The 17,080-nt window shown below is 45.4% G+C and carries 11 protein-coding genes; 1 reads left to right on the top strand and 10 read right to left on the bottom strand.

What is annotated here, in order from left to right:
- Nucleotides 1-305: 305 nt before the first annotated feature.
- A complete protein-coding gene (locus ASL11_RS31010; RefSeq protein ID WP_056623563.1) occupies nt 306-1,247 on the bottom strand; it encodes a DMT family transporter in 942 nt (313 codons plus the stop codon).
- 157 nt (nt 1,248-1,404) lie between these two features.
- Here ASL11_RS31010 and ASL11_RS31005 point away from each other — a divergent pair, with 157 nt between their 5' ends.
- Nucleotides 1,405-2,763 (top strand): aminotransferase-like domain-containing protein, encoded by a 1,359-nt coding sequence (locus ASL11_RS31005; RefSeq protein WP_056623560.1) that lies wholly within the window; start codon nt 1,405-1,407, stop codon nt 2,761-2,763.
- A 74-nt stretch (nt 2,764-2,837) separates the two neighbouring features.
- On the opposite strand, the gene ASL11_RS31000 is transcribed toward ASL11_RS31005, so the two are convergent.
- The 9 genes from ASL11_RS31000 to ASL11_RS30960 all read right to left on the bottom strand — a co-directional run bounded on the left by ASL11_RS31000 (nt 2,838) and on the right by ASL11_RS30960 (nt 17,038).
- The gene (locus ASL11_RS31000) at nt 2,838-4,889 is read right to left on the bottom strand and encodes a CBM96 family carbohydrate-binding protein (RefSeq protein ID WP_056623557.1); all 2,052 of its coding nucleotides are present in this window, start codon (nt 4,887-4,889) and stop codon (nt 2,838-2,840) included.
- 62 nt (nt 4,890-4,951) lie between these two features.
- On the bottom strand, nt 4,952-5,623 hold the full coding sequence (locus ASL11_RS30995; RefSeq protein ID WP_056623555.1) for a hypothetical protein: 672 nt from the start codon (nt 5,621-5,623) through the stop codon (nt 4,952-4,954).
- Between the two features lie 39 nt (nt 5,624-5,662).
- Nucleotides 5,663-7,546 (bottom strand): heparinase II/III domain-containing protein, encoded by a 1,884-nt coding sequence (locus tag ASL11_RS30990; protein WP_056623552.1) that lies wholly within the window; start codon nt 7,544-7,546, stop codon nt 5,663-5,665.
- A 105-nt stretch (nt 7,547-7,651) separates the two neighbouring features.
- Nucleotides 7,652-9,289, bottom strand: a complete 1,638-nt coding sequence (locus tag ASL11_RS30985) for a hypothetical protein (protein WP_056623549.1) — start codon at nt 9,287-9,289, stop codon at nt 7,652-7,654.
- A 57-nt stretch (nt 9,290-9,346) separates the two neighbouring features.
- The gene (locus ASL11_RS30980; protein ID WP_056623546.1) at nt 9,347-10,234 is read right to left on the bottom strand and encodes a carbohydrate ABC transporter permease; all 888 of its coding nucleotides are present in this window, start codon (nt 10,232-10,234) and stop codon (nt 9,347-9,349) included.
- Nucleotides 10,235-10,246: 12 nt separating this feature from the next.
- On the bottom strand, nt 10,247-11,212 hold the full coding sequence (locus ASL11_RS30975; protein WP_063795736.1) for an ABC transporter permease: 966 nt from the start codon (nt 11,210-11,212) through the stop codon (nt 10,247-10,249).
- Nucleotides 11,213-11,457: 245 nt separating this feature from the next.
- A complete protein-coding gene (locus ASL11_RS30970; RefSeq protein ID WP_056623544.1) occupies nt 11,458-13,743 on the bottom strand; it encodes a helix-turn-helix domain-containing protein in 2,286 nt (761 codons plus the stop codon).
- A 567-nt stretch (nt 13,744-14,310) separates the two neighbouring features.
- Entirely contained in the window at nt 14,311-15,333 is a 1,023-nt protein-coding gene (locus ASL11_RS30965) for a family 16 glycoside hydrolase (protein ID WP_056623541.1), read from the bottom strand.
- Nucleotides 15,334-15,481: 148 nt separating this feature from the next.
- Nucleotides 15,482-17,038, bottom strand: coding sequence for an extracellular solute-binding protein (locus ASL11_RS30960; protein ID WP_056623539.1), 1,557 nt, complete (start codon nt 17,036-17,038; stop codon nt 15,482-15,484).
- Nucleotides 17,039-17,080: the final 42 nt, after the last annotated feature.

Genomic DNA, 17,080 nt, shown 5'->3' with positions numbered 1-17,080 from the left:
ATCTCTTTTATAGTCGATTACTCGACTGTGCTTACTCACTCGTTGTTCAGTTTTCAAAGATCAATTTCTTTCGTTCACTGCCGTGTTACCGAAGCAGCGAAAAGTAATATACCATTTTCATTTTTTATTTGCAAGCTTTTTTTGAAATTCTTTTTTAATTCTTTTTCGTTGCCAGCCTGTCTGTCTTGCGGCCGAAGTGATAATATAGCATGGATGGCAAACACATGGCAATGTTTTATTTTTCCAATTACAAAATTGTTTATTCGCATCAGCCGCCACCAGTTATAGCTCCGTATGTTTTGCAATTAAACAGATCTCTTCAACTTGCGAACTTCCTTGGTACGTCCACTATAGTATTGGGTACCGAGTACGCCAACAATGATTAATACAGAGCCAATCACATGATACCGGGTTACTTCCTCTCCTAGGAATAACGCTCCTGCGGCAATTGTAACCAGAGTGGAAAGATTCGTGAAGACGCTCATTTGGGAAGCTTCGATTTTGGACAAGACATACGTCGACGCCAGAGCCGTTACCAGAGAAGACACCAAGCCCAAGAATAGAATAGACACGATAAAGAGTGGATGAGACAAAGGCATTAGTAAACTCTCGAAAGATCCTAACTTCCTATGTGTAAGCAAAGAGGAGATTAGAAACACTACAAATCCTGTGCTCAGCATCAAGTAACTGATTTCAGATGGACTAAATTGTTTGGATAAGGAGCGTGCCATTACGCTGTATCCCGCAAATGAAACACAAGTGAGAATTAACAAGGAGATTCCTGTTATATTAGAGATGTCTAACTCAGCTCCCTTCATTAGAAAGATAAATACAACCCCGAACACCGAGCAAAATATCGCGAGCTTCTGAACCCGATTGGTGGATTCTTTCAAAAAGATCGATGCGCACAACATGGTGACGATAGGTGTAAATGCGTAGAGGATCCCCGCCTCAGCGGCCGTTGCGTGCTGTAAACCATATGCCTGTAGAGTGAAGAAGCCCAGTGGATACATGGATGAGAGTAAAAGTGCTTTGCCAATAGGTTTGCCGCGATAACGTAATTTCACGATTCCCAAAGCAACTGGCAGCGATATTCCAAGAAACGATACGGCAAATCGATACATCAGCGTATCGAGTGGTTTCGCGTAGTCCAGCGCTATTTTGGCAAACAAAAAAGAGATACCGATGATGACTGCATTGAGTACAGCTAGTAAATAAGCAAGTTTTAGACCGTTGTGGGATTTCATCTCTCCAACTCCTTATCAAAATAGTATAGGTTTAGTCTTATAGCTGACTGAAACATTCTCTGATATCAGCATAAGTCGGTAAGCCATGCGCAACAATCCTTTTACACGGCAACTGTACCGGTACAATTCTAAGATGAAGATCGGAGATTCAACGCCCATGTATAAATATTTGCTTATTGTGAATGACATTGAACAGCAACTCGAACAGGGGCAATTTAAAGCTGGACAGAAGCTTCCTTCTATTAGAGACCTCTCCCTTCAGTATGCTTGCAACAAGAGCACGGTGATTCGTGCTTTTACCCTTCTGGAAAGTCGCCATCTCATTTATTCGATCCCACAAAGCGGCTATTACGCAGTTCAACAGCGAGGAGCAAGTCTGCAGCTACCTGAAAATAGGGTCTTTGACTTCTCCTCTGCTGCACCAGATCCCGAGCTATTTCCTTACTTGGACTTTAAACATTGTGTGGATAAAGCTTTTGATATGTACAAAAATGAATTATTTATTTACGGTACACCGCAAGGCTTGCCCTCGTTATTACGGCTTCTTTGTAAGCATTTGGCTAACTACCAGGTATTCACGAAGCCTGAACACATTCATATCACTTCTGGTGTGCAGCAGGCCCTCGCCATCTTGGCATTGATGCCTTTTCCGAACAAAAAGCGCGGAATTCTGATGGAGCAGCCTAGCTATCACTTATTTATCCAATTAGTCGAAAGCTATCAGCTACCAGTACACGGAATTCGTCGCTCACCTCAAGGTGATATCGACTTAAATCACTTAGAACATCTCTTCCGTACGGAGGATATAAAGTTCTTCTATACGATGCCGCGTTTTCATAACCCGCTTGGGTGCTCCTACTCTGAGCACACGAAGAAAGCAATTGCCAAGCTGGCCAAACGATACGATGTGTATATTGTTGAAGATGATTATTTGGCCGATCTGGAACTTGATTCAAGATCAGATCCAATCTACGCCTATGATTCTTCTCACGTCATTTATTTAAAAAGCTACGCTAAAATCCTGTTTCCCGGGTTAAGGGTCGGAGTTGCCGTTCTCCCGCAAGCTCTGGGTGATGTATTCCGTACATATAAAAAGGTAGCCGACATTGACAGCCCCATGCTTTCGCAAGCAGCCTTGGAAATTTATATTCAGAGCGGCATGTTTGAACGGCGTAAACATGCCATCAGGGATGCCTATTCAAGACGGTTACAACAGTTGCATCGATCTCTTCATACCTATAATGAGGATAGCTATATTGTAGCTTCCCCAAGCCAATCCGGTGTACACACGCATATCGTGCTCCCTGCTCATTTGCCAATTCCGGTTTTGTTGGAAAGATTGCAAAAGAAGCAAGTATTGATTCAAAACCTTTCGCCTAATTATTTGCCTAGTTTTGAACCGCTGCAGCTCATGAATCTGAGCATCACACGCGTATCAGAAGAGCGCATAGACAGGGGCGTAAGCCTCATTGCCAATGAGATCAAACATCTATCGAAACAGAGCCGGCGAGTCTAAAAAAGGTAAAAGCTGAGCACCGGAACCGCGTCACTTCCTGTCGACATGGTTCCAAGCACTCAGCCTTTATGTGATTATGGTGTTATCGTTAACTTAGGTCGATCCGTGCTGGTGATGCTCTCACTTGATGCAAAAGAGACATTCCCATTTGAATTTACTGCTGACGTGCTGTATACGCGGATGGAGAGCTTTTTGCCAGTAGACATCGCCGCTTGTACCTGAGAAGTTACGTTAATGGTAATCGGCGTACCAGCAACGATCGTATACGTGCCAAGTACGGTGCTGGAGGAAGGCTTCGTATCCCATGTGATGGCGCCTTCTGTCCAGGTGCTGTCGCTAACGAGTGCGACCTCGTTTTGGATACCGCTCATTGCAGCTGTGATTGGCTTCAATGTGATCGTTGCGTTAGAGACGGTACCGCTATAACTGTTAAAATCAAATTTAAAATAACCATCCCGTTTGTAGCTGGTTAAGTCGTTCTTCGTATCAACCGTAACAGCCGTTGTTCCAGCTTGATTCGTTGTGGCGTAAGTGCCATCTCTCACATTCGCATCATCTACAGCTATCCATGTATTAGGAGTAGTCAGGACGACACCAGTACCATTGTATGCACCGCGATTCGGAGAAGTTGAAGAAGAGACGGAGTTGCCCCAGTAATCTTTGCCTCCATTGCTGCTGATTAGGACCCCAGAGGACAAGGCAGGCGAACCTGTTCCCAGCTTATAGCCATTCACCGTGCTTAAACCGATACCACCACTACCTGCCCCTGCAAGGAGCGGATCAGTCGTTAATTTATGAGCATCACTTGGCTCACTTGCCGGGTGGTTACCATAGAAAACGTTGTAATCATACACGTCATTCGCTTTGACGGAATAGCCGCCGCTACCTGCGTTGTATACGATGTTATTTTTAAAATAGATCGGATTACTTCCTGCCAGCCCTGTTGTAATGCTCGTGCTTAAACCGGAACCAATATAGAAGGTATTGTTATAGATTTGGCTATTCAACGGCGTGTAGCCGCTATTGAATTGGAAAATACGCGCGCGGTCATTCTGGGAAATATTATAGCGAACGATCATATTGTCGTTACGAATTGATCCATTCCCCATGACGAGCAGAAAGCCACCCTCATTATCATGACTATAATTGTACTGTACCGTACAGCCAGTCAAGTTAAAGTCACAGTCAAAGCCTTGGCCGTCATTCGTTGTTTTGGTATTGTAGGCTTCGTTATATTGCATGACAGGACTGGTGCTGTTAATCGCCCAAATGGCAACGTCGAAATTAGTATCCCGTGCATGGGCTTTGTTTACAACGTTATATTGAATCAAACCATTGATGGAAGCCCGCATGACGATCCCATCTCCGCCGATATCATTCAGAATATTGTTGCTGATGACAAGATTCGTGTAGGGCTCGAAGTTGGATGCCCCGTCATTGTTACCCCATGAGCTGCCATTGCTTATTCCCGTGCGATCTGTGCGCTCAATCGTATTGCCATCAATAAGAACATCGTTCCATTTCGTTCTTACAGCGGTTCCCGACACGGTCACAAAGATACCGCCGGTCACTTTTAGCGCATCAGTATTCGTTCCTGTGACATCGTGGATATACATATTTCGGATGTAAAAATGGTTGTAGGTTCCCACATCATGCGCCTCAACCTTGACTCCGTATCGGTCACCCGCCGAAGTAGAAGTGTTCGTTACTTCCAAATTATTGAGTTCCCAATACTGCTGATTGTAAAAATACACCGTGCCCCCGGTTAATCCATTCCCATTAATAATCGGTTTATTACCTGTGCCGTATTTATCGATGATGATGGGGGACCCAGAAGCTCCAGACCCTAGCGGGTGCAATTGTCCCGTCCAGACAGAGCCTGATTTAAAAAGGATTTTATCCCCTGGCAGAAAGGTCGTGCTGTTGACTTTAGTTAACGTTTGCCAGGCTGCGCCAGTGCTCAAACCGGTGTTGCTATCACTGCCACTGGCCGAATCGACATAGTAGGTCGTATTGTTCGCATATGTTGTGGTCGTTAAGGCAGGCATGCATAATACGACCGTCAGTAGGAGTGTAAAAATTAGGCCGACCGATAGGCACAATCGAAATGCCTTTGATATTCTCATAATTCATTCTCCTCAATCTTGTGGAATATAAGCGCTTACTGTATAAACCTAAATCAGACGGCTTATTGCAGCATCATTTCTTGATAAATGTGGTCCACAAGCTTCACTTGTGCAGCATCCATCAATTGCTTCACTTTCTTTGCGTAACTTGCGTCCTGCACGCGTTGCTTTTGATCATCCGTTAAGCCATTTCTGGCGCTGTCACCTCCCTTCGGTGCTGTCTCTTCTTGAAATACCGCTTGCACTTTCAATACCAAATTGGAAAAGAGATAGGTGTAATAACCGCGCTCGTCATACTGCTTAGGACCATAGATAACTTGGTTATTCTTAATAGCTTTTTCCCTTCGCTGATTTTCCATAGCCCAATTCTCGAGAAAAGTTGTATAACTAAGGTCACTCACAAGGCTGTATTGCAGGGCTAAAAGTTGTTGAACTTTGACCTCTTTCAATCGGTCTAGGGCTAGTTGCTTCGCTTTCTCGATAGGCACTTCCCCTTGAAAGCTCGTTGTCCAGAAAGAGGCAGAGTCATCCGCATTATAGTTTTTCTTGAAGTAGCCAGCAGTCTGAGCCTTCGCATCATTCAAGAACAGCTGAAACTCGCGCTCATCTATCGGTACATCATTGATATAAGCGACAGTGGCGTACGAGGGACCCGCTAACGAATGATTCTGCCACTCGGTGCAGCCTGTAGCCACAAAGATAAATAGTAATAAGACGAGCATGATAGGCTTCATAATTCCCCTCCTTCATGAACACTTTGGGATGAGTTGATCCTACTGCTCCGTCATTCGAAACACCCAATTGCCTTGTTGTACGGCATGACGAAGTTTAAATTGGATGCGATACAGACTCTCTCCCCACACTCGCGTCAAGCTTTCGTCTGTAACGGTAATGTGTTCAAAAGCTGCTTCCCATTGCTTATTGTCATACTGAAGCAGTAGCTGATTCTGATCGCTATCCTGCAAACGGATGCTGCCCTGGTCTAGAAGTTGGGGAAGTTGATTGGACATCATATGAAGCAGCACTTGATCGGTAGGCTCGAAAAGCAAGCACGATTCCCGTAGTTCTATAGAAGGGAACTGCCCCCTCTGAAGCGTCAAGCTGCGATGCCAACTCTGCACACCCGCTTCAACCGGATAAGCACTGGCTAGCTCTAGCCCAAAATGGACAGCGTCCTCGCTGTTCACATAGGTTACTTCCTCCGCGTGGAAGGAACGGCCTTCCTTTTGCTCAAAACCGTTAATAACCGGAACACTGTGATAGCCAGACTGCATCGTCCAAATCTCATATCTCTGAGGACTGAATGTCTTCTGGGTATAGGTCTCCACCCCAATATCAATCAAAAACGGCTTTCCATGCACATAAACCACGAAATGACCGATGTCATTATGATTATGGCTTTCGTCATTGTGACCACCTTTGATTGCAACAAACAGGCCTTGCGATGAGCCTTCCGATTCTCTTGCAGCCATCACTTGCAGATTCGGAAGCCATACGTCTTGGACGAGAGGGGGCGCCAGCGCTGCCTCCTTATGAATACTTGCATAGCTAAGCAAGCTGATCATTTCTTGGAAAAAGGAAATCCCCTTCCCTCTTCGATCCGTCACCTGATAGGCGCGGAAGCCAATCTGCCCCAATGCGCGCAGCTGATCATCCTGGATTCGCGAACCGTATAAGTGGATCATGCTGTAATCTTGTGAAGCAATCGCGGAGCCATCCGCAAAGTTTACATAGTAATGACCGTCAATGTTCATGTTGTAGACGAATTGCCCAAGCTTTCTAATTACGGGTTGATCGTAAACCTGCAGGGCTCCACTCGATGCTCTGTACAATAGCTCGAGATTGACCAAGAGCATCCCAGCCGCTCTAGCCCAGTACGTTGAACCTTCATCGCAGCCACCATCTTCGAATTGCACCTCTAAGTATCGATCCAAGCTACGAAGCACCTTGTCAAAAACCATTGATTTCCTTTCTGGCTCCATATCCATCAGCAGTAAGACAGTCAACATATTCGCATTGCACCATGGGTTCCAGTTGTTAACTTCTCGTTCGCCAAAGCCCATCCACCAGAAATCAGATCGATCGGTGTATGGGGCAATTATGCGGCGTTCCAGCTCCACTTGGATGCGCGCGCGAATTAGAGGAGAAAGCGCATCTAACGGGGTCTTTAGCAAATGAGACGTCCACGCCAACAGCGCTGCAGTTTCACCAGCAGAGAGATCAAACAAAGGCTCCTTCGCATCCGAAAGCAGCTCGCCCGGCTGAAGGGATAAATAATGATGGGCCGGAGCGCACCACGTCGTCTGCTCACAGAGGAGCCAAATGACGTTCGTGATCTCCCGAAGGAAGCGGCCCTTGGCTTCGATGCATTCTGCGATCAGGAGTGTGCAAAGCGCATTTCGTCTTTCTGTTTCAACGGAATCGTACGGCTTACGGCTCCCCTCTTCAAAATAGGCCATAAATGCGGTCGCACGCAAAGATGGCCATTCATATCCAAGGTAGGACTCTGCTTGCGTCAGCCAAGCTTGCTGTAAGTCCGTGGGCAAGTTGGCCCAAGCCTCGCGATCATCGCGTGCTGGGAAGATGCGTCCCGCCATGCTTTTGCCTAAAATATGAGTTTCCACGTCGGATACAGTGATGAAATCTGTCAACTTCATGTCGCTAAGTTCCTCCTTGTCGGGGTAAAGAAAAGACTGCCTCATTTGCAGTTTGGCTACGAATGTGACAGTCTTCAAATTCAGAGAATTGGTTTCATATATGAACTATTTAATGACTTCGGTGTACTGCTTCTCAATCTCGTTTGCGCCGGCTGATCGTGCCTTTTTGACATAGTCATCAAAGGAATCAACGGTTTGCTCGCCTGTAATGATTTTGATGTAATTCTCCGTCGTCAGCTTCTGTAAATCAGCTGTGTACTTGCCGGAAGCCTCTACGCTCGGCAGATAAGATGGCGGTGTGCCTGTTCCTTTCACTTTATCCGCAACGACATATTTCGCCTTGAATATCTGCTTCACCACATCCGGATTGTTCGTATACATCCCAAAGGTAGTCACAGCGCGTTGTGCTGTTTCTGTCGGGTTTTTGAGTTTGGAAGCGACAGAACCGTCTGCGTTAATAATATAATCTTTGTCTTTGACACCGTAGTTAGCCAGCATGTAATAGTCCTTGTCGGTGACCAGTGTATCCAGCATTTTCAAAATCGTATCCAGCTTTCTCGGATCTTTCGTTGCATTCTTGGTAATCACAAGTGTTTCGTTGTTGTAACCCCAAATGTTCGCGCCGTAGGCTTTGCCATCTGGACCTTTAATCGCTTTCCCGAGTGACCACGTTTCATCGTATTTCGCGTCTGGCTTCACTTTCATGAATTCCTGGTAAACCGGCCCACCTTTGTCTCCTTCTGTAAGCGGCGGAGTCCAGTGATAATACATTACGTTGCCCGTCACACCGACACGGTTGTTAATGAAGGCATGGGAAGTCGCCCAATAACCGCCTTTATTCTCACCCGTTACAAACTCAGGATCGATGACGCCGTCTTTGTACCATTTGGCCAGCAGCTTGAGTCCTTCTTTCATTTCTGGTTGAATCGCATCCATCGTCACTTTGTTATCCTTCACGGTATACCAAAGAGCAGAGTAAGGCGTTGTGCCTTTAATGACATCCGTCGGAATCGGTCCGAAGGCGCCAAGCACCGTTTGCATCGCCGTACTGGAGAGGCCGTACGTGTCTTTTTTTCCGTTTTTATCAGGATCATTGTTCGTAAACTTATAAATCGCATCCTCAAACTCAGCTAATGTTTCAGGTACTTTGGTAATGCCGACATTCTTAAGCCAATCCGTGCGCCATACAAGGCTGGTTGGATAGGTGCCGTCTAATTGAAAAGCGGATAATCCGTAGTTTTTGCCTTTGTACATGCTGGAACGGAAGGCCGATCCTGAGGTGTCATTGTCCATGATTAATTTGTAGTAGTTAGGTGCTTTCTGCTTGATCGTGTCCACCGGAATTTCAGCTGCTACCCCGCTGTCCACGAGCTTGGATAATTCGAAGCCTTTCAGCCTCAAAATATCTGGAATTTCTCCCGATGCCATGCGGACGTTGAACACTTCACTGTATTTCTGCGAATCCGCTGTCCAGACATTGATTTTCGCATTAAAGCGTTTGGACACTTCCTGTAGAATCTCTGAGTTCGCATCTGGTGCTACATCGTTGATGTTATAGCCTGCCCATTCAATTGTGACTGGTGTGTCATTCTTAGCTGCTGCTGTTGCCGTAGTACCTGTAGCTGCTGGTGCTGGGGTACTTGTCGTACTGCTCTCTGTGCCGCTGCTGCATGCAGCCAAACTTCCTACTAACAAAGCTGCGCTCACCCAGCTGCCTACATGACGAATTGCTTTTCGCTTCATTTTTAGACCCTCCTAGACATGTATGTTAGTGAACCATCCCCTGTGAGGGGGCTGGGATTAACCTTTTAATGAGCCAATCATGACGCCTTTAACGAAATATTTTTGCAGGAACGGGTAAACAACAAGCAGAGGAATCAGGGATACCATGAGTGCAGCCATTTTCATCGTGTCGGTGTTGGCGTAAATTGTATTTGCTGCCTCAACTGCCTGTGGCTCGGAGCCTTCAAACATTATTTTGCGCAACACAAGCTGCAGGACCGCCTTCTTCGAATCCTTGAGATAAATCATGGCGTTAAACCATTCATTCCAATGGTAGACCATCGTCCATAGACCCACTGTAGCGAGGATTGGGATGGAAATCGGCAATATGATGCGCGTTAAAATAACGAACTCATTCGCCCCATCAATACGGGCTGACTCTTGAATCTCCTCCGGGAGGGACATAAAGTAATTGCGGATAATCAGCATGGTAAAGGTATTGATTGCGACAGGCAGCACAAGCGCCCATACGCTGTTATAGAGACCGACGCCTTTGACAATCAAGTATGTCGGGATCAAGCCCCCGCTGAAAAACATCGTAAATACCATAAAAATCGTCCAAAACTTGCGATGTACCAAATTCTTTTTAGACAAGGGATAGGCCGCTAGAATCATTAAGGTCATGGAGACGACAATACCTAGAATGACACGAACGATTGTATTCTGGTACCCGGTCCAGATTTGCTGATATGCTAGAATTTTGCGATAACCATCCCAATCGAATTTCAGCGGAATCAAATGAATCCCGTAGCTGCTCACGACTTCTGGCGGACTCATCGACACCGTGACCACCTGCATGAAGGGAATAATCGTCAGCACACTTAGCAAGATGAGCGTTGTATAGACAATCGTATCTACCAAGATATCCTCAAGGGTTCGTTTCTTTTTCTTGCGTTGTGCTGCCATTTCGGAAATCACCTACCATAGGGAATAGTCATTCGTTTTCTTGGCTACATAATTGGTGAGAAGAATTAAGACAAAGGCAATGATATTTTTGAACAAACCGACAGTTGTTGCGAAACTGTAATCGCCTTTCACAAGCCCAATCTGATACGTATAGGTGGAAATAACATCTCCAACCGAGAGGACGGAGGCATTCAGCAAGTTATAAATTTGATCAAAATCGTCATTAATGATGCCGCCTACCGCGAAAATGAACATGATCGTTACGACCGGCATGATCGAGGGCATCGTGATGTTCCATATTTTCCGCAGCCGCCCCGCCCCATCCATATCCGCCGCATCATACAGCTCAGGATCCACACTTGTGATTGCAGCCAGATAGATAATCGTTGACCAACCGACTTCCTTCCATATGGAGGAGAGGACTAGGATAGACCGAAAGTAGGTCTCACTCGTCACGAAGAGGATCGGTTTATGGCCAAATTCCATGATGATGGCATTGATCAAACCTCTTGTCGGTGACAGAAATTCGATCACGATGCCGCCGAGAATTACCCAGGAAATGAAATGCGGTAAATAGGTGATGGTCTGAACTGCTTTCTTAAAAAACACAAGGCGAACCTCATTCAGAATGAGACAGAGAATGATCGGCGCCGGAAAGCCAAAAATCAATTTATACGTGGAGATGATAAGAGTATTCTTAAGTACCGGTAAGAAATACAGACCCGTGAATAGCTCCTTAAAATGATCTAGCCCTGCCCATTCGCTGCCTGCAACGCCCTTTAGTGGATAGTAATTCTGAAAGGCAATGACAATCCCATATAAGGGGGCGTAGTGGAAGATGAGGTAGTAGGCGATGACGGGTATTAACATGAAGAAAAAGTATTTCTGTTTCCAATACAGCTTGATTGCACGTTCTTTCGTGATCTGCGGTACGCGCTCCTTCACTTCTTGTGCAGCGATGATTGCGTTACTCTCCATGCCATGCCTCCTGTTCCGAAATCTTGTGTGCGATTTGATGCCCTTATCGTACGGCCTATGCGGGGAGATCGACAACGCCCAATAACTTTACGGAAGTGCTGTTTTTTTTACGTCTTGTTGCGAAACATGGATTCGTGGCATGTTTCTGCTGTGGGATGACAGATTTTTTTACCAGTGTTGTTTTTTTGCTTTGACGGGTACGAAAAAGCTGCCATGCATAATGCATCGCAGCTCTCTTGGGGAGACTAGCTTTCGAGGCTATCTCGATAGCTCTTGGGTGTACATCCGAAGTTTTCTTTGAACACATTCGCAAAATAACGAGGGCTCGTATAGCCGAGCTTCGCTGCAATCTCTTTTATCGATAAGTCCGTTTCTCTGAGGAGGCTTTCGGCGTGTTTCATTTTGATCCCAGCCAAATGCTCGGAGAAATTCGATCCCATGACCGATTTGTAAATTCGACTCACATAGCTGGAGTTCATATGAATGCCCTCACTTAAGGAAGATAGGGAAATTTCGTTGTAGATATTTTGCTCAATGTAGGCAAGGATCTGACGTTCTAGTGCGGTACCTGGGTCATCGTCGGTCACATTGGTGGTGTGGTACTCCATAATTTGCACAGCTACACCGGTGAGCCAGTCCGTTAAATCAGCAACATTGTCCATTTTCCGGCCATAATCCCGAATGTCATAACCAAGGAATCGCTCTAGATCGATATCCATCGAAATGGCGGTTGTCCGGATGATCGAAATCGCATCAAATACCGTATTGCGGCAATAATCAATATGATATCTGCCCGAAACAAGTGCTTTCCGCAGTATATCTAGAATAGAGAACACCATCTCCTGATTCCTATTACGTACGGCGACTGATAGCTGCTCGATAATTTGCAGGCCACTGCCATGCTCTTTGCGTTGCGCAATTGCCAGATCTTCATACGCAATACATGACTCCGTTGGCATGATGAAGGCGTAATTCAAACACTCGCATGCTTCTGTATAGGATTGTGCGATATTCGTGTAGGCGTGATCGTATTCATTTCCGAATCCGAGCACAAATTTCCCTTTCATCTGTTGGCTGATACTGCTGTGAATTTTCTCCTTATCCAAAGCATTCGAATAATTAAGTATCACAATAATATGACCTGCGTTATCCATGGTCGAACAGAGCCAGTAATCACCAAGCTCTTCCACATGCTGCAGCATGCTGTACTGGATCATCATCTCGTTCTTCAGGCCTATCCCCTCAGTGCCAAAAACCTTGAGCGCCATACATGCCGTCTTCTCTCGGTCAAAATGCAACTCGAGCATCTTCTCCATATTCGCTACTTGCGGATCGGTTTGATCGAGGTCGCCTTGCAGCAGCCGCATGATGAACTTATCGCGAATAATTGGTTTATTCGTCTCCATTTGATGATTCAAATCAGTGATCGTATGGGACACACGATCAATCACCTGATGGAGCATCGTATATTCGTTCTTCGCGTGCTTCTCTTGACCGTCTGAGCTTCCCAGATTGCGAATGGTTTGAATGATGCTGCGCAGCGGCTTATTAGCCCAATGGGTCATATAGATCGAGAATAGCAAGCTGACAGTGAGTAGGATGATCGTTGTGATCAGCAAATAATGCTTGAGCTGCTTCGATTTTTGATACAGGGTATCGATCGAAATGACAGAGACATATTTCCAATTGTTATATTTGGACTTGGCGTAGGAAACGACACTTTGAACACCATCGACGGATGCTTCAAACGTACCTGATTCTGAATGTTGCAGGAGTGTTGTGACGTAGTCCTTCTGGCTGAAATTGTGACCAACCCATTGGCTGTCACTATGGACAAGTACTTTTCCTGTCTCATCTACAATAAATAACACTTCACCATCTGTTGGAGAGGATTGAATGAGATTATGAATCGCGCTTTCTTTGATGTTGATGGCGACGACAGCTTGCCGATTCGCAAGGCTATCAATCAGTGGAATATTCGAAAGATAAGTGATCACCGACGTATTTGATGGTGTGGTTACACGAGGAGGCAGCCATCGATTCGGGGTCGTCATGGTACGCAAGACATTGATCCATGCTTCATCCAAGCTTTTGAGGGAACCTGCCGAATCCAGATACGAACTATATTTATCATTAATGTACACGTTCCCCGCCGTATACCACACTTCAACGGATTGCAAGAAGTTCAACTTGTAGGGGATATCTGTCAAAAAGTTGCTAACTTCAGCAATCTTGTAGCCGTTGCCGCTGATATCGTGCGTAAGCGGATACGCCAGCACTTCATTGCTTGGAATATCGGAGAAATAAATATTCACCAAGCGAATGACGCGATCCAGAATCGTTTCATCTACGGCATATTTCAGTTTGTTGACATCTTGGGTACTCTGTCTATTGATTTCTTGATTATAGGCGGTGGAGAAATAATGAATATAAATGAGCTGAGGGGCTAATGAAAGGATGATCACGAGCAAGATGTTAAACAAGAGAATTCGTGAGTAGATGGTGCTCATTCTGGCTCGGATGTTGAACATGTAAGATGGAACATCTCCTTGCAAGGTGGAGTGATTGAAGGGCTGGATGAGATTAGAGGCAGAATTTATAAAGCGTTTTCACAAATCACTACTTCTACTATAGCACAAATTTGCGGCTTGTCATGGGGGGAGGGAAAAAGCGAAGGAGAATAGGTAGGCATCTGCACAAACAACTGGTCACTCACCTACATATTATGAATCATACATGATAAGTACCTACTTTTAAAGGAGTGGAATGAAACGATGAGTTTACAACAACTGCCTCCTCCGCCAGTATATACTCCTTCAAAAGCTTCTGGTTCGTATATGATCGATTGTGTGAATCAGTACACCTATGTATGGCTAAAAAATGGTGACAGTTTCTGGTTTTACCCGATTCGTGTAGAGTCCTTCGGAACATCAGGTTTTAGATGGACTGGATCATTTTGGTTGTATTATGGCTTAGATTCACGGTTTATCGATACCGTAGTCTGTCCTCCTATTCCTACCCTTTATTGATCCCACGATAAAAACCGTCAGGAGAATCACCCTGACGGTTTTTTTAGGTTCATATTTACTCGCATCATTTTAAGTAATCAACTGTCCTGCAACAACCTCCACCGCATTAATGTACACATGTGTATCTGCTGATTCTGGATGCCTCATCTCTTTGACAACTAACCGGATCTCGGTTTCTGTATGAGGATCTAGGCCGATCGCGGTATATAGCGATTTGCGGAAGCCTGTTTGCGGCCGGTATGTATCGACCGTACCTTGATAAGCTCCATTTAGGTAAATATCAAAGAATCCACCATCGGCACATTTCTTTCCAACAATGCTTGCGGCTTCCCCCTTGAAACGGAACGATAACGCTGCTCCAGTAGCTCCTGATTTGGCCAACGTACGTGCGTAGACATTCCAATCACCATCGGCCCTATCCCAGTCTCCAGAGTAGTGAAGTGCTGCGTGGGTATTGAGGTAGCGAATACAGTCCACAGGAGCAGATTCTCGAATTGGCTCGATCCGCAAGTTGCGGAACGCATGTCGATGGTAGCTGCTCAATAGTGCCGCATGGCCGCTCGAAATCTCGCTATCGGCATGCTCAAACAATTGCACACCGTTCCAATGTGCTTTGACGGTTTTGCCTTCAAACGCCAGCTCCAAGGCGTACCATTCGTTCGGGACTAATGCGGTCTTATCTCCCTGCAAAAGGGGGTATTTCCCTTTCATCAGCTCATACCGCCCCGTATGTCGCATGCGCAGCCAGTAGCCTTCCGGCGGCTCATTGCTTTTGGATGTATAGCTGATACGGCCGCCTAAGCCGATATAGCCTGCCTGCTGCTCCAGCTGGACCTCTACCGACAAACGATAGTTGGTCCATTCCAGGCTGCCGAAGAGCGTATAGGGTTCCGGTGTTCGGCGATACTTCCAATCGATCGGGATTTGCTCTTCCGTTACTTGCTGGCGGAGGATCAAGTCACCGTCTGTGTGTTTCGAACTCAAATGCGCCGCCTTGATCGGACAAATACTTCGGATTGCCGCTTGGGCGGCCGTCTGTGAAGTCATCGCTATATTATAGCTTACAGGAGGCTCAGACGCCTCGAAAATCATACGATTTCTCTCGAAAATTATAGAGAAAAACCACTGGTACATTTACCAGTGGTTTGCATTGAATGACACGTTATTCTTATCATAGTGAATGATTTTAGATACAGGAACCATATCCTTACTTAGATCATTACCTAAACACTTGCTTCATTTATTTCTTAGCAGTTGCGTACCAATCGTTTACTTCTTTGTAACTTGCGTCTCCGCCTGACGTTTTGAATTTTTGTTGGAAAGCTTCAATACCCGTCATCGGTTCAGCACCAAAGATAAGCTTGGTCGTATAGTCGCTTACCATCGTGTTAAGCTGTGCGAAGTTCTTCGAGAATTCAGGTAAGAATGGAGCAAAGCCTAACGGATCTGCAACTCTCGTATTTGCTGGTTGAAGAGTATTCATGAAATTCCAAGCATCGAACAAACGCATATCCTTACGAACACGGGCTTGCCAATACGTTTGATAGATTCTATCGTCTGTACCCGTTAAGAAGTTGTTGGCTTGATTTCGCTCATCCGTAAAAATCGGTTGAATTGGCGTATACGCACCATCTTTAAGTGTAAAATGTTTATTTTCTTCACCGATTGCCATCGTTCTGAACGTATCTTTCTCAAGCTTAGCGTTCATCCACTTGATCGCATCTTCCGGATGCTTGGAAGCTTTAGGAATATAAGTAATACGATCGAAGCCTGCTGAAGCACTTAGACCTGTTTTTCCATCTTTCCCTTTTAACGTTGGAATAAAAGCAGCTTTAGCGGTAGGAATATTTTTGACCAATGCATCTGTTACGACAGGGACATCCGCCCAGTGAAGCATGATCATGCCTGCTTTACCGCTTGAGAATTTTTCTTTGGCAGTAGCATCTTTATTGGCTGCGAACTCTTTGTCGAGCAAACCTTGTTTAAAGAGATCCGAAACATACGTTACATAGTCTTTGTAAGCAGGGTCTAGCAATCGTGGCGTTAGCTTACCATTCACATCATTCCAAAAATTCGGTACACCAAAAGCACCAGCAATGTTAGGAATAATTGGAGCTTCACCTTTTACCGTTAAAGGAATATTCTTGTCACCGTTTCCGCCAGGATCTTTCTCTTTGAAGGCTTTAAGAACAGCCGTTAGCTCGTCTGTCGTTGTTGGCGCTTTCATTCCTACTTTTTCAAGCCAGTCTTGACGAATGTACAAACTTTCACCTGCAAATGAGAGCGTTGTTGTTGGGATCGCATAAAGTTTCCCATCTATTTTGGCAGCTTCCAAAGCAGAAGGGGCAATGGCCGCTTTAATGTTCGGTCCAAATTTGTCAATCAACGGACCCAAGTCAGTTAAAGCACCTTTTTTGGCATAATCCGCATATAACGCTTTGAAGTCTGTTGATCCGCCTGTCGTAATGGCATCATAAGATTCCCCAGACGCAATCAAGATATTCAACTTGTCCGCCGGCTTGTCCTGTGGCAGCATATCATATTGCACTTTATATCCTGTTGCTTGTTCCAAGTATTTTGCAACTGGATACGTATTATAGTCATCCTTTTGCCATACTTGAAGCGATTTCAATTCTGGTTTAGGTCCAGCAGAAGCAGTAGCTGCGGCTGTTGTACTAGCTGGGGCTGTTGTGCTGCTTCCTGTATCCGTGCTTTTGGAAGAGCAAGCGACAAGAGATGTTACTGATAAGCTCGCTGCAACAGCTACTAGCATCACTTTTTTGTTATTTTTTAACATGTGTAAACCTCCCTAGTCTTCTGTTTAATATATCATTAAACC

Origin of the sequence: Paenibacillus sp. Soil750 (assembly GCF_001428045.1) — a bacterium.
Classification (GTDB): Bacteria; Bacillota; Bacilli; order Paenibacillales; family NBRC-103111; genus Paenibacillus_E; species Paenibacillus_E allorhizoplanae.
Note: the sequence above shows the minus strand (reverse complement) of the source record. Positions and strands in the feature narration are given on the sequence as shown.

Bases quoted from the DNA above. Each gene is read 5' to 3' on its own strand.
- ASL11_RS31010 (WP_056623563.1), bottom strand. From the start codon at position 1,247: ATGAAATCCCACAACGGTCTAAAACTTGCTTATTTACTAGCTGTACTC.
- ASL11_RS31005 (WP_056623560.1), top strand. From the start codon at position 1,405: ATGTATAAATATTTGCTTATTGTGAATGACATTGAACAGCAACTCGAA.
- ASL11_RS31000 (WP_056623557.1), bottom strand. From the start codon at position 4,889: ATGAGAATATCAAAGGCATTTCGATTGTGCCTATCGGTCGGCCTAATT.
- ASL11_RS30995 (WP_056623555.1), bottom strand. From the start codon at position 5,623: ATGAAGCCTATCATGCTCGTCTTATTACTATTTATCTTTGTGGCTACA.
- ASL11_RS30990 (WP_056623552.1), bottom strand. From the start codon at position 7,546: ATGAAGTTGACAGATTTCATCACTGTATCCGACGTGGAAACTCATATT.
- ASL11_RS30985 (WP_056623549.1), bottom strand. From the start codon at position 9,289: ATGAAGCGAAAAGCAATTCGTCATGTAGGCAGCTGGGTGAGCGCAGCT.
- ASL11_RS30980 (WP_056623546.1), bottom strand. From the start codon at position 10,234: ATGGCAGCACAACGCAAGAAAAAGAAACGAACCCTTGAGGATATCTTG.
- ASL11_RS30975 (WP_063795736.1), bottom strand. From the start codon at position 11,212: ATGGAGAGTAACGCAATCATCGCTGCACAAGAAGTGAAGGAGCGCGTA.
- ASL11_RS30970 (WP_056623544.1), bottom strand. From the start codon at position 13,743: ATGTTCAACATCCGAGCCAGAATGAGCACCATCTACTCACGAATTCTC.
- ASL11_RS30965 (WP_056623541.1), bottom strand. From the start codon at position 15,333: ATGATTTTCGAGGCGTCTGAGCCTCCTGTAAGCTATAATATAGCGATG.
- ASL11_RS30960 (WP_056623539.1), bottom strand. From the start codon at position 17,038: ATGTTAAAAAATAACAAAAAAGTGATGCTAGTAGCTGTTGCAGCGAGC.